The organism is Siphonobacter curvatus (assembly GCF_002943425.1).
GTDB classification, from domain to species: Bacteria; Bacteroidota; Bacteroidia; order Cytophagales; family Spirosomataceae; genus Siphonobacter; species Siphonobacter curvatus.
The window spans coordinates 93,290-117,849 of sequence record NZ_PTRA01000001.1; the positions used below are offsets into that span (position 1 = coordinate 93,290).

At 45.8% G+C, this 24,560-nt stretch carries 19 protein-coding genes; 12 read left to right on the top strand and 7 right to left on the bottom strand.

All coding sequences use genetic code 11. The annotated features are described in order from the left end of the window. Nucleotides 1–211 precede the first annotated feature (211 nt). Nucleotides 212–1,222, top strand: coding sequence for an NAD(P)H-dependent glycerol-3-phosphate dehydrogenase (locus C5O19_RS00365; RefSeq protein ID WP_207766375.1), 1,011 nt, complete (start codon nt 212–214; stop codon nt 1,220–1,222). A 169-nt stretch (nt 1,223–1,391) separates the two neighbouring features. Beyond that, nucleotides 1,392–3,008, top strand: a complete 1,617-nt coding sequence (locus C5O19_RS00370) for a hypothetical protein (protein ID WP_104709424.1) — start codon at nt 1,392–1,394, stop codon at nt 3,006–3,008. A 39-nt stretch (nt 3,009–3,047) separates the two neighbouring features. Here C5O19_RS00370 and C5O19_RS00375 read toward each other — a convergent pair whose 3' ends face one another. Beyond that, nucleotides 3,048–4,511 carry a hypothetical protein gene (locus tag C5O19_RS00375; RefSeq protein ID WP_104709425.1) on the bottom strand — a complete coding sequence of 488 codons (1,464 nt, stop codon included), beginning with the start codon at nt 4,509–4,511 and terminating at the stop codon, nt 3,048–3,050. Nucleotides 4,512–4,557: 46 nt separating this feature from the next. Then, a complete protein-coding gene (locus tag C5O19_RS00380; protein WP_104709426.1) occupies nt 4,558–5,442 on the bottom strand; it encodes a hypothetical protein in 885 nt (294 codons plus the stop codon). A 281-nt stretch (nt 5,443–5,723) separates the two neighbouring features. On the opposite strand from C5O19_RS00380, the gene carB reads away from it, so the two are divergent. Next, nucleotides 5,724–8,549, top strand: a complete 2,826-nt coding sequence (carB, locus tag C5O19_RS00385; protein ID WP_104709427.1) for a carbamoyl-phosphate synthase large subunit — start codon at nt 5,724–5,726, stop codon at nt 8,547–8,549. 235 nt (nt 8,550–8,784) lie between these two features. Next, nucleotides 8,785–9,645 (top strand): alpha/beta fold hydrolase, encoded by an 861-nt coding sequence (locus tag C5O19_RS00390; protein ID WP_104709428.1) that lies wholly within the window; start codon nt 8,785–8,787, stop codon nt 9,643–9,645. A 134-nt stretch (nt 9,646–9,779) separates the two neighbouring features. Here C5O19_RS00390 and C5O19_RS00395 read toward each other — a convergent pair whose 3' ends face one another. From C5O19_RS00395 to C5O19_RS00405, 3 genes are all read right to left on the bottom strand, one after another. Beyond that, nucleotides 9,780–10,532: a ferritin-like domain-containing protein gene (locus C5O19_RS00395; protein WP_104709429.1), complete on the bottom strand. Its 753-nt coding sequence runs from the start codon at nt 10,530–10,532 to the stop codon at nt 9,780–9,782. A 24-nt stretch (nt 10,533–10,556) separates the two neighbouring features. After that, a complete protein-coding gene (locus C5O19_RS00400; protein WP_104709430.1) occupies nt 10,557–11,303 on the bottom strand; it encodes a ferritin-like domain-containing protein in 747 nt (248 codons plus the stop codon). 366 nt (nt 11,304–11,669) lie between these two features. Beyond that, nucleotides 11,670–13,193: a capsule assembly Wzi family protein gene (locus C5O19_RS00405; protein WP_104709431.1), complete on the bottom strand. Its 1,524-nt coding sequence runs from the start codon at nt 13,191–13,193 to the stop codon at nt 11,670–11,672. Between the two features lie 148 nt (nt 13,194–13,341). Between C5O19_RS00405 and C5O19_RS00410 the strand changes: the two genes are divergently transcribed. From C5O19_RS00410 to C5O19_RS00425, 4 genes are all read left to right on the top strand, one after another. Beyond that, entirely contained in the window at nt 13,342–13,974 is a 633-nt protein-coding gene (locus C5O19_RS00410) for an NUDIX hydrolase (RefSeq protein WP_104709432.1), read from the top strand. 13 nt (nt 13,975–13,987) lie between these two features. Then, on the top strand, nt 13,988–14,224 hold the full coding sequence (locus tag C5O19_RS00415) for a DUF4834 domain-containing protein (RefSeq protein WP_133163281.1): 237 nt from the start codon (nt 13,988–13,990) through the stop codon (nt 14,222–14,224). A 2-nt stretch (nt 14,225–14,226) separates the two neighbouring features. Next, the gene (prmC, locus tag C5O19_RS00420; protein ID WP_243406291.1) at nt 14,227–15,069 is read left to right on the top strand and encodes a peptide chain release factor N(5)-glutamine methyltransferase; all 843 of its coding nucleotides are present in this window, start codon (nt 14,227–14,229) and stop codon (nt 15,067–15,069) included. Between the two features lie 126 nt (nt 15,070–15,195). Next, nucleotides 15,196–16,164: an AAA family ATPase gene (locus C5O19_RS00425; RefSeq protein WP_207766376.1), complete on the top strand. Its 969-nt coding sequence runs from the start codon at nt 15,196–15,198 to the stop codon at nt 16,162–16,164. 89 nt (nt 16,165–16,253) lie between these two features. Here C5O19_RS00425 and nadA read toward each other — a convergent pair whose 3' ends face one another. Further along, a complete protein-coding gene (nadA, locus tag C5O19_RS00430) occupies nt 16,254–17,258 on the bottom strand; it encodes a quinolinate synthase NadA (protein ID WP_394341755.1) in 1,005 nt (334 codons plus the stop codon). Nucleotides 17,259–17,368: 110 nt separating this feature from the next. Beyond that, a complete protein-coding gene (gene nadC / locus C5O19_RS00435; protein WP_104709436.1) occupies nt 17,369–18,220 on the bottom strand; it encodes a carboxylating nicotinate-nucleotide diphosphorylase in 852 nt (283 codons plus the stop codon). A 159-nt stretch (nt 18,221–18,379) separates the two neighbouring features. Here nadC and C5O19_RS00440 point away from each other — a divergent pair, with 159 nt between their 5' ends. From C5O19_RS00440 to secDF, 4 genes are all read left to right on the top strand, one after another. Next, nucleotides 18,380–19,363 carry a hypothetical protein gene (locus C5O19_RS00440; protein ID WP_104709437.1) on the top strand — a complete coding sequence of 328 codons (984 nt, stop codon included), beginning with the start codon at nt 18,380–18,382 and terminating at the stop codon, nt 19,361–19,363. Nucleotides 19,364–19,447: 84 nt separating this feature from the next. After that, the gene (locus C5O19_RS00445; protein ID WP_104709438.1) at nt 19,448–20,470 is read left to right on the top strand and encodes an acyltransferase family protein; all 1,023 of its coding nucleotides are present in this window, start codon (nt 19,448–19,450) and stop codon (nt 20,468–20,470) included. A 154-nt stretch (nt 20,471–20,624) separates the two neighbouring features. Further along, nucleotides 20,625–20,981, top strand: a complete 357-nt coding sequence (locus C5O19_RS00450; RefSeq protein WP_104709439.1) for a hypothetical protein — start codon at nt 20,625–20,627, stop codon at nt 20,979–20,981. Between the two features lie 112 nt (nt 20,982–21,093). Continuing rightward, on the top strand, nt 21,094–24,171 hold the full coding sequence (secDF, locus tag C5O19_RS00455; RefSeq protein WP_104709440.1) for a protein translocase subunit SecDF: 3,078 nt from the start codon (nt 21,094–21,096) through the stop codon (nt 24,169–24,171). Nucleotides 24,172–24,560 lie beyond the last annotated feature (389 nt).

The window sequence follows — 24,560 nt, forward strand, 5'->3', positions numbered from 1 at the left end:
AGGTTAAGGATTGACCGGGTTTTTCGGGAATGAATGGGAGAGATTCAACATACATGCTGTATTTTCACCCGACCGAAACGATATTTCTGAGAAGCGTTGGGTAGAAAAGGCGTAACAAATCTTGGCTTTATGCCGGAAAATAGGGCAGTACTTGCCTACATTATATACCGAAACTTCGCTGCATTCTACTCAACTTTTTTGATTATACACCTTGAAAGAAGTTAGTAAAACGCCTACGTCCGTGGCAGTCATTGGCGGAGGGAGCTGGGCAACCGCCATCATTCGTATTCTTTCCGAAAACGAAGTGAAAATTCGTTGGTGGTTACGTAACCGGAAGGATGCTCAGCATATCCGTAAATTTCACAGTAATCCCCGGTATTTAAGTGGTGTGGTTCTGCATCCCAAACGCGTCAAACCGTTTACGCGTCTGCCCGAAGCGGTGAAAGGAAGTGAAGTCATTATTCTAGCCGTACCCGCTGCTTTTATAACGGAAGCTCTGGCGGAGTTGAAACCTGAAGACTTTGTGGGCAAAACCGTGGTATCAGCCATTAAAGGTATGATTCCGGGCGAAAACCTGTTGGTTACCGACTGGCTGGAAAAAAACTACGGCGTTTCGCAGGATCAGTTCTGCGTAATTGCTGGTCCTTGCCATGCCGAAGAAGTAGCCCTGGAAAAGCAGTCGTACTTAACCATCGCTTCACCGGATATACAGCGGGCTACGGCTTTTGCCGACCTGATGAATTGCCGTTTCGTCAGTACCCATCCACTAACGGACTTATACGGCGTTGAATACTGTGCGGTGATGAAAAACATCATTGCTCTGGCCTGCGGAATCTGTCACGGGATTGGGTACGGGGATAACTTTCAGGCCGTATTGGTTTCCAATGCCATGCAGGAAATCAAGCGTTTTCTAGACGTTATTTACCCGTATTATCGCGATTTAATGGGTTCAGCCTACCTCGGCGACTTATTAGTAACCTCGTATTCTCAATTCAGCCGCAACCGAACCTTTGGAAGCATGATCGGGCGGGGATACAGCGTCAAGTCTGCTCAGGTGGAAATGAATATGGTCGCTGAAGGGTATTATGCCGTTAAATCTATCTATGAAATCAATCGCCAGTTTGAGGTAAACATGCCCATTATGAATGCCGTCTACGCGATCTTATACGAACGTTCTTCGCCGACGGTTGAAATTGAAATTTTGAAAAATTTGTTACGATAGTATTTTGAGGAGATGCAGGTAATGAGCAAAGTATAAATTCTTTTTAGAACTATACTTTGCTCATTACCTTTATCTTTAAGTCTGCTCATTGTTCTTCTATGGATCGTTCTTTTAATTATTATTTTACTTAAAGAAGAGAAATCATCGATTTAATGAAACCGCCTATCAAATGCTTAAAGCTTTACCCTTATTTATTGCTTTTATTCCCGTTGTATTTTTCTATATAATAATTGATCAGGTATCCGTCAATTTACCGTGGGCCGATGATTCGATCCTGATGTATTTTCTTTATACATACAAAATTCCAGAAGTTGGCTGGTTGCACTTCTGGAAAGATGCTTTCTCTGTACATGCTGAACACCGAATTGTCGTACCCCGGTTATTAATGCTACTTATTTATCTAATCCAAGGAGAAATTAATGTCAAAACGGTCTTATTGATAGCAAACTTAAGTATACTGGGCTCGGCTTATATTCTCTACAGCTATTTTAAACGTTCAGATTTATCGACTTGGTTCTTTGTCCCCGTGACCTTGCTATTGTTTCAACCCATCTATTGGGAAGATAGCTTATGGTTGATTTGTGCATTACAACATACACTGGTTATTTTCTGGGTATTATTATCCTTGCATCTTTTACAATTTGATAAAAAGGTATACTTCATTAGTGCCTGCATAATTGCTGTTCTGGCAATTTTTTCTAGTGGAAATGGATTACTTGTTTGGTTTTCGGGAATACTACTTCTATTAATGCAACAGCGTAAGAAAGAGGTAGCTATATGGGCTTTTTTTATAGGGATTGCTGCGGCTAGTTATTTTATTGGTTTTAATCAGACAAGTCCTTCGAATTACGGAGAAAGCTTAAATAATCCAGTAAGATTAATTCAGTACGTATTTGTTTTTCTGGGAGCGAATGTTTCCGTTACAAATACCGGAAAAGCCATGCTGGTTGGCATATTCATTATAGGTATTGCGATAGGGTCACTTATTTATTTTGTACGAACTTGCCAGATTAAAATTTCCCCAGTTTGGGCCTTTTTGGTCTTCCTGATTCTCACTGCGAGCTTGGTCTCTTTATCACGCTCTTGGCTCGGTCTTTCTGTTATTGGACGATACCAGATTTATGCTACCTATGCAGTCACAGGAGCATATATGTTATTTATTTTCCTAATTGCCAATTATTCCTGGAAGAAATACCTGATAGCTCCTTTGGTAGCCATAACGGTATTGTATTCGGCTTTAGTTTGGTATGTGTACTGGCCTACTCTTTATTATCGTAAACACTTTATGGAGGCTGAAGCAGTAAACTGGCAACAAAATGGCGAATTTATGAGTGCATACGAAAGCGATAATCTGATTACAAAGCGATTTTATCCGAAGCTTGTTAAAGACCATATATATCGCTTCCCTTCTGATTTGCATAAAGCTCTTAAAAATGCTTCTCAAATAACGTCTCTAGACTCTGTGCGGTATCAATATGAGCCTGATCGAATGTACGGTAGAACGGAAGCTTTGGTAGTAGAAGCACCTCTGATAAACCCAAACGAAATGAGCACGTATCTTATCATGAAAGATTCAGCTGATCGTAAATTTTTAGCTCCTTTTCAGGTTTCATCTAATAAAGTAAGAGACTTTATAACTACGGGTCAACTATATGCTCAGGGTGGAAAAGCTATCATATTGGTAGAAACGTTACCAGCGGGTACTTATGAATTGGGTTTGTTTCGTAAGGATACTATAGAATGGCTTGCTCAAAAATGGATTAAACCTCAACGAAACTTGAATTAAAAATAATCAAAAAGGCTTCCTTTAAGGAAGCCTTTTTGATTAAGAGGGTTTATTCGTCGAAATAGTTTTAATCTTTAATCGCTTCCCTTTTAAGTTTTCTTTAGGTACACTAATAATAATTTTACGAAGCATACCTTGCCATTCGGGCATATCTCCTATGTTTACTTCGTAGGTGTGATATTGTCCATCAGCAGTGAGTTTTAAAGTTGTTTCTAAGTGGGCATAATCGCTTAAGCGAGAAGAATTCTGCCGAAACCCTACGATTGTCATTTCTTTGCCGCTACCATCATAAGCCATTTGGATATACAGTTTTTTATCTTTCCGCGTATCCCAGACAAAGTCTGGACTCCACAAACTGGCTAGGCTATTATCTAAATCAATATTCCATTCACCATTGAAAGGAGCTTCGACGATTTCATTGAAATAATTCCAGTGTTGTCGGTCTTTGGAGAAATTGAAATCGGGCTTAATTTGTTCACTTTTATGCTCCAGAGCATATTGGCGAGTTTGCTCAGCGGTACCTAAAATGTAGGCAAATTTGCTTTCATAGCGAAGATTACGATCCAATACTTCATTCATGTGGGCACCAATTCTACCAGTGTTCCCACTAAATTCATCACCTATATTAGGGCGGCCCATCATCTCCGTAGAAAAATAGGTAACCGATGGTACCCACATACCAAGCCCAACTCCCTTGTCATTGTAAATATATGTCCAGTTTTCAGGAAGGTACATTTCAATACTATTGGTAGTACCATTGGTAAAAGGTGGTGAAACCAAATCAATATCAGTTAGGGGAGCATTGGTAAAAGGAGCTAAGCCCCAATAGGCCTTACCTCGCGTGAAATCGGAAGTTAGGAATCCTCCGGCTATATCCTGACCTCGGCTTACGAGCGAATAGCTGTCCGTCCGATTCATCTGCAATACATTCCGCATTTCGAGTACATTCCCTTTTAGCTCAACATACGTCTCAACGGTACACTCACAGGGAACATTATTAAAGGCCCATTGCATAGGAATGGTCTTGAAATAAAGCTTGTTACCTTCTACCCGTCGCTCAATCACCCGTGAGCCGTTACCATAAACGTCTCCAGTCTGAATCGGATCCCAACCCATACCTGCCCAGGCAGGATGTGGAGATACACCATTAGGTTTGTACGTTTCTAAGGGGTAGGAGTAATAAGCGTACTGCAATTGACGACCTAAGTCGAAGTTATTAATAATGCTGGTAGAGCTATTAGCAGGCGACAGATACGTGATGGCTCCGCCGTAGTCCATACTAAACCCTACTTTCATGCTTTCGCTGGTAAGGTATACCATGGATGCGGGTTTTATAACGGGAGGATTGGGATTGCCACCTCCGGTTCCATCGCCACGTCCGCGTTCATCAACAGCATTGTTTTTCTTAGGCGAGAACAGAAAACCCAGATCGCTACAACTGGTTAAGAGGCCGCTGGCGACTACTAAAACCAGTATGGTTTTAACATAGGAAAAAGTCTTCATAAGCGGGTTCCAAGGAATAAATCGTTTTATATAGTGAGAAGTGAAACTACAGATGAAGGCCATACTCCTTGATCAGGTACTCTTTGGCAATGAGTTCGCCTTTCTCGTACAATTGTTGATCAAACAGAGCCGCGTGACCACTATTCATGCCGCCCGTCCAATCGTGAATGGCGTAAGGGTCAAAGTCTACGTGTTTAACACGGTAACCCGCATTACTAATCGACCAGAACCAGCCGGTAGCTGTATCCAGTCCGTCAATATTTCCGAAAGCAGTAGCCGGACCTTGGGGTATCGTAAGTGGACGAGCCAGTTCTAGGTTCAGCATAGCCGTATACTCATTCAGGCGACATTCGGGAATAGGCCAGGAGCTACGACGATTCATTTCATAGTCAAAGTGAACCGTCCGGGCTCCGGGATGCTGATGAACTAATTCCTGCACCTCCTCTTTTGAAGGTCGGTAATCCCAGTATTTTTCACTGTTACACTTGTTGGCAAAATAGGCGGGGCAATTCCAGCATTGTCCTACTTTACCTACGCCAATGTGATCGCCGATCTCTGATAGATAGACGCCTACCAGATCTTTTTCATAAAGCACATCGTTATGCGTAACTAAAAGAAATTTCTTATCGGACTTTTCCCAGGCATACTGATACCGAATCGCTCGCCGAATGAAGGGAAGTTTCATGAGCCATTCCTTCTTGAATGGATTGGTCCATAACCAAAACCAGGGCCGGTATCGAATGAGCTTATCACCCAACAACGGGTACAAAAAGGAAAAATCGGTCCCTTGGGGTTGTTTCCGTTCTTCGATGAAATAAATCTTATCAATCCACTGCCCCGAATGCTTTAACAAGGAAAGAAGCGTAACTGCGGTCTGATAAGGTTTGCCGTATACATTGATGGCTACATCTACGGGTGGGCGAGAGGGCATAAAGAACTGCAACTGGTTAATACGAGAACGAACCTTACTGGAAAAAGTTTGTAAAGTCCCTGTTACAAAGAAAGGCTATTCCCTCCAAAGCCTCCGGCAATCAAGAAACTTTTTAGAAATTTTGGGTGCAAGTTCTTTCGTTTGCTTCCGATCCCCTAATTTTGCACGAATTTTGCCCGGCCCTTTCCGGGACCTTGATCGTTATTCGTTTGTCTGTTTTAGTAAGACCTTGAAATTCAGGCTTTACAAAATCAGCGAACTGCTAACTGATACCTGAAACAATGCCCAAAAATCCCGACATCAAATCCGTTCTGATTATTGGCTCCGGCCCCATTGTCATCGGTCAGGCCTGCGAGTTCGATTATTCTGGCTCCCAGGCAGCTCGCTCCCTCCGCGAAGAGGGGATCGAGGTTATTCTGATCAACTCCAATCCGGCTACGATCATGACAGACCCCCTCAGTGCTGATCATGTGTATCTCAAGCCATTGGAACGAAAGTCCATTATCGAGATTCTTCAGAAACACAAGGTTGACGCCGTTTTGCCGACTATGGGAGGCCAGACGGCGTTAAATTTAGCTATCGACTGCGACAAAGCCGGTATCTGGAAAAAGTACGGCGTGGAGATTATCGGTGTGGATATCAACGCCATCGAGACGACGGAGGATCGGGAGAAATTCCGGCTGAAAATGCTGGAACTGGGTGTGGGCGTTTGTAAAGGCCGCACGGCTCGCTCTTTCCTGGAAGGAAAAGAAATTGCTCAGGAAGTGGGTTTCCCGCTGGTAATCCGTCCCTCTTATACGCTGGGTGGTACAGGCGGTGGCTTCGTGAATGATCCGAAGGATTTCGACGAAATGCTCAACCGTGGTCTGCACGCTTCGCCGGTACACGAAGTACTCGTCGAGCAGTCGATTGTGGGCTGGAAAGAATACGAGCTGGAATTGCTACGCGACGGGGATGGAAACTTCATCATCGTGTGTTCGATCGAAAACTTCGATCCGATGGGCGTACATACGGGCGACTCGGTAACGGTGGCTCCTGCCATGACATTGCCCGATACCCTGTACCAGAAAATGCGGGATATGGCCATCATGATGATGAATGGCATCGGTAAGTTCGCGGGTGGCTGTAACGTACAGTTCTCCGTAAACCCTGCGAACGACGATATCATCGCCATTGAAATCAACCCCCGCGTATCGCGTTCGTCGGCTCTGGCTTCTAAAGCTACGGGTTACCCGATTGCGAAAATTGCGGCGAAAATGGCCATTGGCTATCGTCTGCACGAGCTGATTAACCCGGTTACGGGCAGCACGTCGGCCTTCTTCGAGCCTGCCATTGACTACGTTATTGTAAAGGTGCCCCGCTGGAACTTTGACAAATTCAAAGGTTCAGACCGTCGTCTGGGGCTGCAGATGAAATCCGTAGGTGAAGCCATGGGTATCGGCCGTAACTTTCAGGAAGCTCTGCAAAAAGCCTGTCAATCGCTGGAAATCAAGCGGAATGGCATGGGAGCGGATGGCAAGGAACTGACCGATCAGGAAGCCATTCTGCACTCGCTGGCAAATCCGTCCTGGAATCGTCTCTTCCACATTTACGACGCCTTCCGACTGGGTATTTCTTTCAAGAAAATTCAACAACTCACTAGAATCGACCGTTGGTTCCTGTACCAGGTTGAAGATTTGGTTCGTCTGGAAAAGGAGATCGAAAAACATACGCTCGACTCCATTACGAAAGATTTACTGGAAGAAGCCAAAGTCAAAGGATTCGCCGACCGTCAGATTGCTCACATGCTCGACTGCCTGGAAAGCCAGGTATACGAGAAGCGGAACGATCTGGGTATCAAACGCGTATTCAAATGCGTAGATACGTGTGCCGCTGAGTTTGAAGCGAAAACCCCGTACTTCTACTCGACGTTTACCAGCGGATCAGAAGCTTCGGATGAATCCATCGTAACGCCGAAGAAAAAGGTAGTTATTCTGGGCTCAGGTCCTAACCGGATTGGTCAGGGTATCGAGTTCGACTACTCCTGCGTACACGGCGTACTGGCCGCGAAAGAAGCGGGCTACGAAACGATCATGATCAACTCGAACCCCGAAACGGTTTCGACGGATCCGGATATTGCCGATAAACTGTACTTCGAACCCGTATTCTGGGAGCACGTATACGACATCATCCAACACGAAAAACCGGAAGGGGTAATCGTACAGTTGGGTGGCCAGACGGCTCTGAAACTGGCTGAGAAACTGTCCAAATACGGTATCAAAATCATTGGTACCAGCTACGAAGCACTCGATTTAGCGGAAGACCGCGGAGCTTTCTCCAGTCTGTTACGTGATCTGGGTGTACCGTACCCCAAATTCGATACGGTTGAAACGGCCGATCACGCGGTGGAAGTAGCCCGTACGCTGGGTTATCCCTTACTAGTTCGTCCGAGCTACGTACTGGGTGGACAATCCATGAAGATTGTCATCAACGAAGAAGAACTCGAGCAACACGTCGTAAATACACTACGCGATATTCCAGGTAACAAAATCCTGCTCGATCACTTCCTGGAGAATGCCATCGAAGCGGAATCGGATTCGATCTGTGACGGAGAAAATGTGCACATCATTGGTATTATGGAGCACATCGAACCGGCTGGTATTCACTCGGGTGATTCGCACGCAGTACTGCCGACCTTCGATTTGAGCGAAAACGTACTCCAGCAGATTGAAGAGTATACCAAGAAAATTGCCGTAGCTCTACGAACGAAAGGTTTGCTTAATATTCAGTTCGCCATCAAGGATGAAAAAGTATACGTAATCGAGGCTAATCCCCGGGCTTCCCGTACGGTACCGTTCATCTGTAAAGCGTACCAAGAGCCTTACGTGAACTACGCGACCAAGGTAATGCTGGGTGATAAGAAGGTAACGGACTTTAATTTCAACCCCGTGAAAAACGGATACGCGATTAAAATCCCGGTATTCTCTTTCAACAAATTCCCTGGTGTGAACAAGGAGTTAGGACCTGAAATGAAATCGACGGGTGAAGCCATCTACTTCATCGAAGATCTCACCGACGAAGTTTTCCAGCAGATTTACGGTGAACGGAATCTGTATCTGAGTCGCTAATTTCTACACAAGTACTTATTTGCCCCGCTTATTTTTAAGCGGGGCTTTTTTTTAGCATACATTCTGATTTCTAAGGGATTAAAAGGAATATTCTGGTACATAAATGCAGGCGTTGATTAAGATTGGGGCCGTTCGGCTACACTGTTATCTTTAGTCAATCGGGTACGGAATTTTAACAATTAAGAGCGATACTATTTTATCCACAACCGTCTGATCGGTTAAAACGCTCACTTGTATGCCTTATGTAGAAACCTCCCCCGGCGTTCAGCTCTTCTTTGAAGATTGGGGACAAGGACAACCCGTAGTATTCCTGCACGGCTGGCCTCTAAACCATAAAATGTTTGAATATCAGGTAAATCAGTTGGGAAACCATTACCGCTGTATCCTGATCGACCGTCGGGGTTTCGGTATGTCCGATAAACCTTGGGAAGGTTATGATTATGATACTTTGGCGGATGATCTCAATGCCGTATTTGAAGCCTTGGATTTACAAGATATTACCTTGGTAGGCTTTTCTCAAGGGGGTGGCGAAGCCATCCGCTATATGTCTCGCTTCCAAGGTGCTCGGGTATCAAAACTGGTTTTATTGGGAGCTGCTGCTCCGCACATGCTAAAGACCGACGATTTTCCCGATGGAATTGATAAGAGTATGTTCGATGAAATGATCGAAAACTCCTTACAGGATCGGGCAGCCTTTATCGAAGACTTCTCGAAGAAATTCTTTGGTGTAAGTCTGTTGAACAATCCGGTTAGTAGCAAATTGGCGGACTGGTTCCATGGACTGGCGATGCAGGCCTCACCCAAAGCAACGGTTGATAATATCTTGACGTTTAGCCAGGCCGACTTACGGGCTGATCTGGCTAGTATTCAAGTGCCAACCTTAATTATTCACGGTACTAGCGACCAAGTAGTACCTTATGAAATCTCAGGTCAACTATTGGCAGAAAATATTGCTGGATCGCAATTGATTCCTTACGAAGGGGCTCCGCACGGATTTTTCTATACGGAGTGGCCTCGCCTGAATCAGGATTTACTCGATTTCCTAGCCGTTCCGGTAGTAACTTCCAGTACAGTACCCAGTGGTACAACCTGGTAAGTAAGTCAACGTAATTGATGTACAAAAAGCGGACGCATGAAAGTGCGTCCGCTTTTTGTTATGGATACTAACACTAGAGAATAATAAACTCCGGCTAGATGATCCAGCCGGAGTTTTATTCAGGACAACTTGTATTATTTAATGAACGCTCCAGCCAAAGCTAATACTGCCTTTTCATCTAAAGGTTCATCGAAAGCCTCGGAAGCTGAATTAGACGTCTGACCTGGTAAGCCCACAATAGAAACGCCAGCTTGGGTAGTTACTTCTTCACCCGCGTATACCGCTGCTACGGCTCCACCACTATTGTTGCCTTGAATCCAGCCTTTATCGCCGCGAAGGGCACGTACCATGGCTGCGTGACGAGCTTCAACCGAGTGAATCTGCAAAGCTACGGTCAGGTAGTCCGTTTGTTTAAGGACACCAGCCTGACCTTTATAAGCCCGAACGCCTAAATCCTCAAACGACTGGGAATACGTCAAGAAGTTCTGATAGCTATCGAAAGCAGGACCAAAGTCAAACATGGGGGAGGCAATCGAATTACTAGCCAACGCACCTTGCAACAACTTTACGTGAGCATCTTCGTGTTTGCCAATCTGAGCGAAAATAGCCCGGTCTGTACTTGGAATAAGACCAGATTTCTCCAAACCCATTTTGTAAAAAGCAGCTTCGAGGTACTCCAGCGTGAGGGCGTATTTAAGTACTTCCGTAGCGTTAGGTAAAGCGGCATACGCCTTATTTACTACTGAGCTGAAAAAAGTGGGCAAAGCAGCCAGTGCTGTAGCTTTAGCACCAAATTTCAGTACGTGACGACGGTTATAGAAGGAAAAGCGGTCCGCAGCTTCTGCGTCAACTTTTTCAATGTTCGAAAAGATGTCGAATAAATTCATAGTAATCGAAAGTTTGAGAACTTACTAAGGAAGATATTTAGCAGTAAAAGCCGTTTTGATGAAGCCACCGTCCGTAACGATTTTCAAAACTTGAGAAGGCAGTAATGCCTTGTCCAAGCCCGTGGCTGGATCTACTTCCACATCACTGGCAAAAGCTGCCGTTTTAGGGGCAATCATATTGCTGATGATGGCAGCGTGACGAGCTTCAACCGAAACAATTTTACCCGCTAAGAGTAAGTAATCAACGTTCTCGATGTATTTACCGGCTCCATTGTAAGCAGCAACGCCTAGGTCTTCGAATGTCTTCGCTAACGTGAGAACTTTCGCACTCGTAGAAAAAAGATCGTCCGGAAGATTCACTTCAAGCGTAGGGAGCACCTTGGACATATCACCTTTTACGGCCGCAGTAATCGCCGCTTTGAAGAAATCGCGGTGAGCTACTTCATGAAGTTTCAAATCATTGAACACCATTTGCTCTTGCGAAGAGAAACGGCCCATAACTGCCGGACTAGCTACAATTTTCGTATAAAAAGCCGCTTCCAATTGTTCCAGAGCATAGGCGTAATTCAAGGCTCCTAAATCGCCCTGACCCAAATCAAATACGCCAGCTGGGGGCTCACCATTGTGATCAGTACAGGCCGCAGCAAATAAACCTACAGCCGCCGCAGAAGTGATGCCCGCCGACTTTAGAAAAGTACGACGACCCACAGCTGCTTTACGCTCCGAAGGACTCCCTTCCGATTGAGCAGAGGTAATAGAAGAACGATTCATAAATTATTATTGAAAAAGGATTAGTAAATAAGTTCAACTCGGGTCGAATACTAAAAAGGCACTAAGTAAAATAAATTATTAACAAATGGTAATGTCTCCTATACATACGTGGAGATTGGATTTTGGGTTTAAAGAAAATTGATTTTTGTTAATATTTTTACAAATCGGGAAAGAAAGTAGTAATTAGCTGCGAACAGATACAAGGTATTTACTCCACAGGAAGTACGAGAAGAGTGAATAGAGGCGGCTAACAACATGAGAATAAGTTACAAGGTATTGGGTGAACTCTGACGGTAACTGGCTTAGTAAAAAATCATACCAAACATCAATCTATATTGCGAGCCCCTAATTTTAGGGGACTGGGCATTATTTTCCTTGTTTTACGCCCATCCAGGTTTTCGATACGGACAAGAAAGCCCCAAATGTGGACGGGTACAAGTCACCGGCATCACAAGCAAGTCGAGTCGATATAGAGAACCCTTTTAGCCAGTTTGGATGCGTGGATATAGCTAGTAATGAGGAGAATTGCGGGAGTGTACGCGGGAAGGGCAGTGAAAAAGTCCCTTTGTTGAGGCTGTAGGTGAAACGAGCCTGAAAATTTAGTTTTTCGAACAAACTTCCTTGTCCGGCTAAATGGAAAGCCGTTACGCGATTGTTTGGGAAGAAAAACTGTACGTTCGTTAGCGACCCATTCAGTAATTCTGAACGAACGGGCAGTAAAGGTGTTCCAATCGCCCGGCCATAATATGACCAACCCTGTATGTATTGAGAATGGTTGAAGTAATTATCCCCCCCCTGAAACCGGGCTGTGATATCGAAAGTTGAACCAGCCTGATTGGTAGTAGTTAGGTATTCAAAAAGGAGTTTGGTAAGCTTTACATGCCGGGAATTGGAGGGAAGCGACCAGCTAAAGCCATGCAAACCATCCAAGCCATTCAGGAACAAAAGTCCTGACAAATCTTCAAAGATATGTTGATGGTACCACAGGAAAGATTGTCCATTTCCTTTTATCGCTACGGCAAAGTCATAATTTCCTAGGTGATTACCCACGCGATTTTCGCCGTCAAAACCCGTAAAGCGGTCGTTGTTACGTTCGCTGGAAAGCTGACCTAATAAAATACCACGAATAAAATCTCCCGGATTGGTAGTCAGATGTCCGTTCACTGCGAAAGGCGATGAACGCAGATAGTCGGCATGGCCGCCCCATTGAACCATGTGATTGATTCCTACGTACACCGCCACCCGGCCCGAAGGTTTCCCGAAACGGCCATGTAATGATTTGTAATGTAGGTAAGCTCCCTGAATATACGGAACATTAAACCAGCCATGAGCCAGCGTGCCGCGTAGGGCAACGAAATTGCGAAGAAATTTCAGCGGAAGGAATCCAGCCGTACCAATTTGAATCTTAGGAATGGGCAGTGCATTACCCGACCACGCCATTGAACCTGAAGTCAGCGTAGTATCCGTAATACCAATGAATTCCCGACGACGCCCTCCCCAGAGTTCCACCTTTCCGTAACGGAGTTTCAGATAAGCTTCAGGTAATAAAAATTTTTGTTGCGTACTACTGACGAGTGCTCCTTCAACGCCCATACCCCAATCCAGCTTCCGCCGATTACGCCGGGTAGAATCTGGTAATGGCGTAGCGAAATCAACCGAAAGGCCCGCCCGAATAAGACCCGCGGGTGCGCCGAGTGGGATTAAACCATATTGATTAGCCCGGAGCCAAAAAGGCGATTGATTGGCTCCGGATACAAGTCCACTGGCCTCGGCCTGCAAGGTATAGGGTTTGGCCAGTTGACCCCAGGCGGTACTGGAAAGTAGCCCTACCAGCATGGCTAGACCGTAAGCTCCCAAAGAAAACAGTAACGTGGGCCGGCAGAAAGGCATGAATTAGCGACAAACAGGTGTGGTAACTGTACAGAAGCGGTAAAAGTAACAGTACAAACTAGGATCGTAGATGAGTTGTTTATAAATTTTACGTGAAGTCTTTTGAACCCAGCCGCTATTTTTGTGATTCATCGACTGATCGACCTTCATGAGTCAGCTTCTGGAAATCGCCAAACGGTTAAATGCTCTCGCTCAGGCGGGCTTGACGTATTCACCCAATCCCTACGATTTAGAACGTTTCGAAGAAATTCGGGAGATTAGCGTAGAATTGCTTCACACGCTGACGGATGAGCCCATCGAAAAAATTACTCCCCTGTTTGCCAGTGGTACGGGCGAGTACCCAACGCCCAAAGTAGATATTCGGGCCGTTATCTTTCGGGGAGCGGAGGAAGTACTGATGGTGCAAGAGAAAATTGACAGCCTCCGCTGGACGCTGCCGGGTGGTTGGGCCGACATAGGGTATACGCCCACGGAAGTAGCCGTGAAGGAAACGCACGAGGAAACGGGATTGGTGGTGCGGCCGGTACGTTTGCTGGCCGTACTCGACAAGCGTCAGCACCCCCATCCACCACAACCCTGGTATGTGTATAAGTTTTTCATCCGCTGTGAAACCGTTGGTGGTGAGATTACGGCCGATGGTCACGATATTGGCCAGGTACGCTGGGTGCATCGAACGGAAATACCCGAGCTTCCGTTATCAGAGGACCGGGTAACAGCCTCGCAACTCGAAATGCTGTTTAACTTTGCAACAAATCCGGACGCTCCTGTGTTGTGTGATTAAGCTTTAGAACCCTATGATATTCAAGATATTATTAGTTGTAATGGCCATTGGCTTTATTTTCCCCCGCATTGTTCGCTGGGTATTCCGTCTGTTTCTGAAAGATCAGTTTTCCCGGGTAGAGCGGGAGTTCCGCCAGGAAAAAGCACAGAATCGGCAACGCGAAGGAAAAATAAATGTTGATTATGCTCCGCCCCAGAAGGAAGGTTATAAAGGCGGCGATTATATTGATTACGAGGAAGTGAAAGAGTAAGTATGATGACTGCCCAAGTACTCTTTCGGCACATTTCCGAAACGCTTGCTAACGTATACGATGCTAATGAAGCCAAATCCATCGCGTATTTGGTGCTGGAAACGCGGTATGGGCTCAGTCGAACGGCCGTAATTCTTGATACGCCATTAGCCACGGATTTGGCTGAGGTAACGCCTCTCTTGGAACGTTTAAAAAATCAGGAACCGGTACAATACGTGCTGGGAGAAGCTGATTTTTACGGCCGTACATTCGAGGTAACTCCAGCCGTACTTATTCCCCGACCCGAAACCGAAGAATTGGTACAATGGGTACTACAGGAACTGAAAGGAACGACTATCCCTGACTTACTTGATATTGGTACCGGAAGCGGCTGCATTGCTGTTACCCTGGCTGCTGAACGCCCGGATGCCCGCGTAGCGGCTTTGGATGTTTCAGAAGAAGCGTTGACCGTTGCCCGAAACAATGCCCAGCGTCTGGGGGTAACTGTCGAATTTATTCAAAAAAATGCCCTGATTACTCAGGACCTACCGGCTCAACGATACACCGCCATTGTATCCAATCCGCCGTACGTGAAACAGGCTGAAGCCGCCATCATGCTTCCTCATGTACTCGATCACGAGCCTCATCTGGCCTTGTTTGTAGCGGACCACGATCCTCTGATTTTTTACCGGGCTATTGCTCAGTATGCCAGCACGCATTTGTTGGAAAATGGCTTTTGTGCCGTTGAAATCAATCAGGCTCTGGGGCCGGAAACGGCGGCAGAATTCAGTGAAGCGGGCTTTGCCCACGTAGAGATCCGAACGGATCTTTCAGGACGGGATCGGATGATTCTGGCCCGTAAATAATAAATGAAGATTGTCCTTCTACGGATTCCGCCCTATTTTCGATCCCTGGTTCTAGCGGACCACTCATGAACTAAAAACTGTTTTTCCGGAACTAGCGGCTAGCTCGGTTTCCGTAACATGCATATTATGGCTGATCTACAGCACGCCCGAAAAATCAAACAGATGTTTACCGAAATGAGCAAAGTCGTAGTTGGACAGGAACGGCTGCTCAATCGTTTACTGATTGGCTTATTTACGGGAGGGCATGTCTTACTGGAAGGAGTTCCGGGTCTGGCAAAAACCCTTACAATCAATACGCTGGCAAAAGTATTGGATCTGGATTTCCACCGAATTCAGTTTACGCCGGATCTGCTTCCCGCTGATTTGGTCGGAACTATGATTTTTGACCGGAAAATGGACGATTTCCGGGTACGGAAAGGACCGGTATTCGCCAATCTGATTTTGGCAGATGAGGTAAACCGGGCTCCGGCTAAGGTTCAGTCGGCCTTGCTAGAGGCCATGCAGGAAAAACAGGTAACGATTGGTGATCAGACGTTTCCACTCGATAAGCCCTTTTTCGTAATGGCGACGCAAAACCCAGTTGAGCAGGAGGGAACCTATCCCTTGCCCGAAGCTCAGGTGGACCGGTTCATGATGAAAGTCTTCGTAGATTATCTGGACAAGGCGGATGAACTGGAAGTCATGCGGCGGATGACGAATATGGAGGCCGTCTATGAAGTAAAACCGATTCTGAGTCGGGACGAAATTTTCGAGATTCGGAAGGAAATCAATCAGATTGCCATTTCTGAAACGCTCGAACACTACATCATTGAGCTGGTATTCGCTACGCGTCGTCCATTAACATACGGTCTGAAAGAAGAAGCCCGATACATCCAGTTTGGAGCTTCACCCCGGGCTAGCATCGCCTTGAACCTCGGGGCCAAAGTACTGGCGTATTTCAACGAGCGGGATTATGTATTACCCGAAGATATCAAGGAAATAGCCCCCGACGTACTGAATCACCGCGTATTGCTCAACTACGAAGCCGAAGCCGACGGCATTACCAGTCTGCAAGTAATCGATTCTATTCTACGAAGAGTCGCTATCGGACGGTAGATAAAGTTATTGGTTGATGGTTGTCAGTGGATAGTTTTTGCTAGACGTTCTACCCAACAACTATCAACCAACAACCATCAACTCGAAATCTACTTACTAATTTCTAACATCGCTTTTACAGCTTTCAATGCTTTGACCCGCGTTTCTTCCGGAACGTGGATTTCCGGCATTTCGTAGTACATGCAGTTGTACAATTTTTCAACGGTATTCATCTTCATGTACGGACATTCGGAGCAGGCACAGAAATTCTGTTCATTGGCCGGAGCCGGAATGATCAACTTATCCGGATTAGCCAGCTTCATTTTGTGCATAATTCCGGCTTCCGTTGCTACGATAAATTCTTTGTTCGGGGACGTTTGCACATACGCCAGCAGACCCGTAGTACTGCCTACGTAATCGGCTTCCATCAAAATATCTTCTTTACATTCGGGATGGGCTACCAGCAACGCATTCGGGTGTTCGGCCCGTAGTTTGGCCAATTTTTCCCGCGAAATATCAATGTGAACGATACAGGCTCCATCCCATAAAATCAGATCCCGACCCGTTTTCTTGGCTACGAAACGACCCAAGTTGGCATCAGGAGCGAAGATGATCTGGCGATCTGCGGGGATCGATTCGACGACTTTCAAGGCATTTGATGAAGTACAGATAATGTCCGTCATCGCCTTAATGTCCGCCGTGCAATTGATATAGCTCACTACGACTGCCTCCGGATGCTGAGCTTTAAATGCCGCAAAATCTTCTTTCGGAGCAGAATCGGCCAGCGAACAACCCGCATTGAAATCCGGAATGACTACCTTCTTGTTTGGATTCAGGATTTTAGCGGTTTCGCCCATGAAGTGAACGCCGCAAAAGACGATCATATCCGCCGTGGTCTGTTCGGCTGCCTGAGCTAAACCCAGACTATCGCCTACAAAATCGGCCAGATCCTGAATTTCGCCATCTACGTAGTAGTGAGCCAGAATAACCGCATTCTTCTCCTTTTTCATGCGAAGAATTTCGGCCTTTAAATCAACATTTTTGGGTACAGAGCGACTGATGTAGCCAATACGTTTGACTTCCTCTTCAGTGCTCATGGGGAATACAGCAGGCATAAATTTCTTTGGGTTTGGAGTTTAGGGTTTGGAGTTTAGGGTTTTGAATAAATGATCTTTGATTCAAAACCCTAAACCCAAAACACCAAACTCAACTTATTTTCTCGTTGTTACCAGGCCTTTAAACTAAGGTCTAAACTCTTTACCTGATGGGTTAGGGCACCCACCGATACGAAATCAACGCCACATTCGGCGTAGGTACGGATGGTTTGTTCATTGATGCCACCCGAGGCTTCCGTAGGGTATTTTTTATTCACGCGGCGAACGGCTTCCCGCATGTCATCAAAGCCAAAATTATCGAGCATAATGCGGTGGAGTGACTGCGTTTCACCGACTCGTAATACTTCGTCTAGTTCCGCCAGATTGCGTACTTCAATTTCAATTTGCAGGTCTCTTCCGGTTTCTTTCAGGTACGCGTTCGCTTTCGTAAGAGCAGCTTCGATTCCACCGGCATAATCGACGTGATTGTCTTTAATAAGAATCATGTCGTACAAGGCATAGCGGTGATTGACAGCTCCGCCAATCCGCGTGGCCCACTTTTCGCAAATGCGGAAATTAGGTGTAGTTTTCCGCGTATCCAGCAATTTGCAGGGCAAATCAGCAATCAGGTCAGCCAGACTACGCGTGTAAGTCGCAATGCCACTCATCCGCTGCATGCAGTTCAGTACCAATCGTTCCGCTTTTAGAATCGATTGCGAACTACCTTCAACGGTCAGAGCGATGTCTCCTTTCTGAATCGACGTACCATCCTGAAGCAATACCTCTACCTTCAATTCCGGGTCTACTTCGGCGAAAATAAGTTGTGCCACTTCAACCCCGGCGAGGATGCCCGTGTCTTTTACTAATAAGCGGGCCCGGCCCATGGCAAAAGGTGGAATAGTCGCTAAGGAGGTATGATCGCCGTCGCCTACGTCTTCCTGCAAAGCCAGGCGTATGAATTCGTGAATGTCTTGTCCGTACATATAAAAAGAGCTTCCCAGAGGCTGGTTTAGTAAGCGAAAATAACACATTTCCTCGGGTGAATGGTCCTCAACTTCACGCAACCTGCCAGAAGGGTTGGTCCTTTGGATGGGATTGCGTATATTAGAAAGCCTCTATTCAAACCATTTTTCGGAAAACATATGATTAACAAAGGACCTTTATTAACTGTTCAATCCAAGCGTCACTGGCTTTATTTCTGGGGTGCTCTCGTAGCTATGGTATTGTTCTGTTTAGGTGCAGGCATTGCCTTTTCTTACTCTTTTTTCAGTCACTACGGACAGCAAAAAACAACTACGGGTGAGCAGATAGCGATGTTATTTGGGATCGGTTTAATTATTACTTCCTTCTACGGATCCTGGTCATTCTGGGAGCAGGCCCCGAGCGTGGTTCTGGACACCGAAAAACTAATCTATAACGGTACAGAAGTTTTTTACTGGAAAGATCTAGCGCGACTGGAATTGACGGGCAAGCATCACTCCAAACTTCTATGGGCCACGGGCGAGGGCGTACAGATGTTATTCGAGGGAAATGTCAAACGCGTCTTTTTTGATCACATGTACCAGAATAGCTGGTTAATGAAGCTCTTTCTGGAACAAATCGTACAGCAGGGCCAAGCACGCATTACTTTGCCTCAAGTAACGGTCCTGGAATACAGCACGAGTAAGGCCACCTATTATCAAGGGAGTGTATGGCGGGCTATGCCCTTTTATCTCTTCCTGTTCATAAACGTTATGTTTTTTGTACCAGTACTCAACCCAATTAACCGGCAACCTATTTATTTCCTTAGTTGTGGTTTTATATCTATTTTGCTTTGGCGTGTAGTGACATCTAGTTTACATTATATAGGCCTGTCAGAAACGGAACTCATTATTAAAAACGGTCTGTGGCCTGGGTATCAAAAAGTATTTCTTTTGGAGCAACTACGGGAAGTAGCTTATGAACATAGGGGAAAAGGATTTCCCGCTCTGAAAGTGATTCGGAAGGATTTTAAAACCCATTCTTTCATTGCCGATGGGCTTAGTAATCGGGAATGGCTGGACTTACGCGACCAACTTCGGGCTAAAGATCTACGAGTACGAAATGAACTGGGTATTCGGGAAAAAACGCCGTTAGTAAGACAGTAAAATAGAGACACATGGAAAGGTTAACTTTATTTGCAGTTAAACGAGCCTTTTGTATCTACTTAAACTGATGTGTATCTAGCCTTAATGAGCAATACTAGTAGAAATGCTACTCGAATAGAATCCATCGAATGGTTACGGGGAATTGCCTCCTTAGGTATATGTATAGTACATATCTTTTTCACGCTGAATTACTTTGATAGCCAGGACGTTTTTTACCAACGCTACTTCCGTTATTTTCAGGAAATGGGACGATTTTGGGTGCCCATGTTTTTTGTCATCTCAGGGTTCATTATCACGTATTCACTGGATAAGAAGAATTATTCCTTAAAAGCGTATCCGGTTTTCTGGGTTCGTCGGATCATCCGAATCCAGATTCCGTATATCGCTTCGTTGGTAATAGCCATCGGCAGTTTATATATTTATTCAGTCGTTTCAACTACGGAAACGCCGTCCTTTAGTCTCAAAAATTTGTTACTAAATGCGATTTACGGCAACGTTTTTCTGGACAGTCCCTGGATTAACCCCGTAGCCTGGACTCTATTTATTGAAATTCAGTTTTACTCCCTAATCGGTCTGATTGTTCCTTTGATACGGGGAAACAAAGTAATTCATACCCTCACTCTATGGCTGGGCTTATTAATTTGTCTACGTTTCACCGCGTATGAGGGAACCGAACGATTTCTGCCCTTCTACTTTGATGTGTTTATGGCGGGTATCTTAAGTTTCAAACGATACAGGGGCTTAATCTCTCGCTCTTCTTTTGCTATACAGATGGGTATAGTGCTCGTTCTTATCGCAATGATTCACGGCAAAGCCTATGCACTGGCATCTACCCTGGCAATACTAGTCATCTTAACAAATTATCAGATACCCTTGAAGAGCCTATACCGATTAGGCCAACTATCTTATTCTCTGTATCTGATTCACTGGACGCTGGGTGTGGAAATTCTTCGCAATTGGTTTACACTGACGTATCCTGCCTCTGGCCCGGTACTGAAAAGCCTGGCCGGAATAGGGATTCTGGGTATTTGCCTCGCTTTCGCTGCCTTGTTTTATCAATGGATTGAAAAACCGGCCATAGCGTTAGCCAGAAGAGTAGCACTATAGGCTATTGAGTGATGGTCTTTCCTTTCTTCGGAAAAGAAAATAAGGTCTACGGCTGACAGAGCTATTCTTTTTTCTGGAAAGGCAAACATTTTCCCAAGTAATCCGTTGAAGAGCGTTTGTCTTTCCAAAAAAATTGCTATTTTCGTCCCCGCAAATGAAAAGTCCACGTTCCATAGCACGGTTATTCAGCTTGTTTCTGGCAAGTGTGTTACTGATTGCTTCGGTAGCAGTGAAAGGCGTATCGGCGAAAGCATTGCCCTTGCCTAAAGCTCCTACTGAAAAGTCAGATCAGACTTCCGGTACGCCCAAAGCAACCGTTCAGGCACTCTCCCCGATGGCGACGGTCTCGGTGGCCGATTTTTCATTTACGCAGGACTTTTACCTGCTACCGCCCTCGGTGTACTGCTTCGAAGTTAGCAAGCAGCAGCCTACGTCGGTTGGAATTCCTCAATTCCGACTTCCTTATCATGAAGTGCTCTTTGAGCATGTGATTTCACCGAACGCTCCCTAGTTGTTTTTATCCGGATTCTCAATCCCTAGTTTCAATAGTATCCTTTTCCAATTGTTTTCTTATGTACTCTGGTTGTGGGCGTGAATGCTCGTAACCCAAAGCCAATTTATCCATGCAAAATCGTGGTGTTATAGTGGCTCTAACGGGGATTTTTGCCGCGTTATGCCTCTACTACCTCTCTTTCACGTTCGTATCGCAGGATTACAAGAAAAAAGCGATCGAATACGCTACGGATCCCCGCACGGGTGAAGTAGACAAAGCTAAAAAACAACGGTATACGGATTCTTTGTGGAAAGAAGATGTATGGCTGGGAAGTACGCTTCAGCAAGTAACCGAGCGTGAACTGAACCTGGGTCTTGACCTTCAGGGTGGTATGCACGTGATTCTGGAAGTATCTCCAGTAGACATCATCAAATCGCTGGCCGGTAACAGCCGCGATCCCAAATTCCTGGAAGCTCTAGCTGTTACGCAGAAAGAGCAGGGTAACTCACAGTCGAACTTTGTCGATGCCTTTGCCCGTAACTTCAAAAGCCTGAACCCAGATAAGAAACTGGCGGATGTTTTTGCGAATGCTACGAACCGGGCTACGATCAACTTCCAGACTTCCGATGCGGATGTGGTGAAAATGATCAAAACGGAAGTAGACGGTGCCGTAGAGCGTGCCTTCCGCGTTATTCAGCAGCGGGTGGATAAATTTGGCGTATCGAACCCGAACATTCAGCGTATCCCGAACTCTGGCCGTATTCAGGTGGAATTAGCGGGTGTGGATGATCCGGCTCGGGTACGTAAACTGTTGACGGGTTCTGCGAAACTGGAATTCTGCGAAGTATACGAATTGCAAGAATACGCTCCGGCTCTGGATGGTATTGGTAACATTCTCTTGGAAGAAGAACGTGAGCAAAGTGCGGCTCTGAAAAGCCCCGCTACGCAACAGGCTTCCGTAGATACAGCGGCTAAAGCAAACGGTGGTCTAGCTTCTGCTCTGACGAAAAAAGATTCAGGTGCGGCCAAAAGCGACACTACGCAATCGGCTAACGCAGGTGCTGCTCTGACGAAACTGTTTATTCCGATGCAGGATGGACTGGGTGTAGCCGTTAAAGATACGCCTCGCGTAAATGCTCTGCTGGCCCGTAACGACGTTCGGACCTTATTGCCTTCAGACTTGAACTTTGCGTACGAAGCCAAACCTCGTACAATCAATAACAAAGACATCATGGCTCTGATCGCGGTAAAACGCGGTCCGAATGGTGAAGTTCCATTGGACGGTTCCGTAATCACGAACGCTTCACAAGATTACGATCAGAGTGGTCGCGTGGACGTTTCCATGCAAATGAATCCTGAAGGTGCCCGTAAATGGAAAAACCTGACGGCTGCAAACATCGGTCGCCGGATTGCTATTTTGCTGGATGGTTATGTACAATCAGCTCCGGTAGTAAACGGTGAAATTCCGAATGGTAACTCTAGTATCTCCGGAAACTTTACGCTTGAAGAAGGTAAAGATTTAGCCACGGTACTGAAAGCTGGTAAACTGCCCGCTCCGACGACGATCGTGGAAGAAGCCGTCGTAGGTTCAACGCTGGGTTCAGAAGCGGTTAACGCCGGTATTCTCTCTTCCGTAGTAGGTCTGTTCGTCGTATTGATGTTCATGCTGGCTTACTACAACCGCTCTGGTTTTATTGCCGACATTGCCCTGCTGGTGAACTTGTTCTTCCTGATGGGTATCATGGCGTCACTGGGTTCAGTATTAACTTTACCTGGTATCGCCGGTATCGTACTCTCGATTGGTATGGCCGTGGATGCGAACGTACTGGTATTTGAACGGATCAAGGAAGAGTTAGCTCTAGGAAAGCCGATGAAGCTGGCCGTGAGTGACGGTTTCAAAAATGCGACTTCTTCGATCATTGACTCCAATGCTACTACGTTGCTGTCTGGTTTGATTCTGTTGTTCTTCGGAACGGGTCTTATCCTGGGCTTCGCCGTAACGCTGGTCATCGGTATCTTCACTTCGCTCTTCGCCGTATTCTTCGTAAGCCGGGCGTTGATGGATATCTGGGTAGAAAAAGGCTGGAAAATCAACTTCGTTTCGAATCTGACCAAAAACTGGTTCAAAGATTCGGACTTCGATTTCGTATCGAAACGTCGTCTGTACTATACCATTTCTTCTGTAATCATTGCGGCCGGTATTCTTTCGGTAGTAATCAAAGGATTCGGACTGGGCGTTGATTTCAAAGGTGGTCGTACGTACGTCGTACGTTTTGACAAAAGCATCAGTACCGACGAAGTTCGTACGGCTCTGGAAGGACCTCTGGAAGGTTCACCGGAAGTAAAAACCTACGGTGGTAGCGGTATCGGTGGTGATCAGGTACAGATCACAACGGATTATCTGGTAGACCAAACGACGGTAGAAGCCGATCGCGAAGCTCAGAATAAAATTATCCAAGGCGTAAGCAAGATCGGTAAAGCTGAAATTCTGAGTTCGTCGAAAGTAGGACCTACGATCGCCAATGACATGATTTTCTCGTCGCTGTACTCCATTCTGGCGGGTATTGCGGTTGTGTTTGGATACATTCTGCTTCGCTTTAAGAAATTGGCGTTCGGTTACGGAGCAATGGTGGCGGTATCGCACGACGTACTGATTATCCTGGCTATCTTCTCGATTTTCAATGGCATTCTGCCCTTCTCACTCGACGTAGATCAGTCCTTCGTAGGTGCCTTGCTGACGATTATGGGTTATTCGATGAACGATACGGTCGTAGTCTTTGACCGCGTTCGGGAATACCTGCGAGAAGGTAGTGCGAAAAACGAAAGTATTCCGACGATTATCAACAACGCCTTGAACTCGACGCTGAGCCGTACGGCCGTAACGGGTCTTTCAACGATGCTGGTACTGATCGTACTGTTCTTCTTCGGCGGTGAAACGATTCGTGGTTTCTCTTTCGCCATGTTGATCGGGGTCATCGTAGGTACGTACTCTTCGCTGTTCGTAGCTACGCCGATCGTGGTTGACTTCCTGACGAAAGATCAGGAGCAAAAAGGAGCAGCTCTGGAAGTAGCTAAAGTGAATAAGCCTGCGGATAAATTTGCAGTTCCTTCACCCGAAGATTTCCTGATCGAAGGTGAAGAACCACAAGCTGCGGCTGAAAAAGCTAAAAAGGAGAAGAAAGATCGGATCATCAAGCCGAAACTTTAAGAAGCGATTGGTGGCTAGTTAAGCCGTAACAGAAGCCATGCTTCCAATCAACGATTAACTAGCTTACGAGTTATGCATAAAACAGGCCTGCCGAACATCGGTAGGCCTGTTTGCTTTACATGAACAAATCGTAATCGGGGTAATACGGTTGTTTAGCTCGGGTTGATTAGAGACAAAACCATTCGCTCTGACAAATAGAAACTTGTCAATAGCGTGTACGTATGCAGGGATTCTTACTACTCAATGGGCGTAATAGCGATGCGGCAAGAAAGCCATTACGGGCGGTACCGGAAGGAATGCGTATCAATGTCAAATGAAATCATTGGTTTAAATGACATAGACTTATTGCAAATATTAGGCAAGCTTATTAAAAAGGCAAATAGTATTTT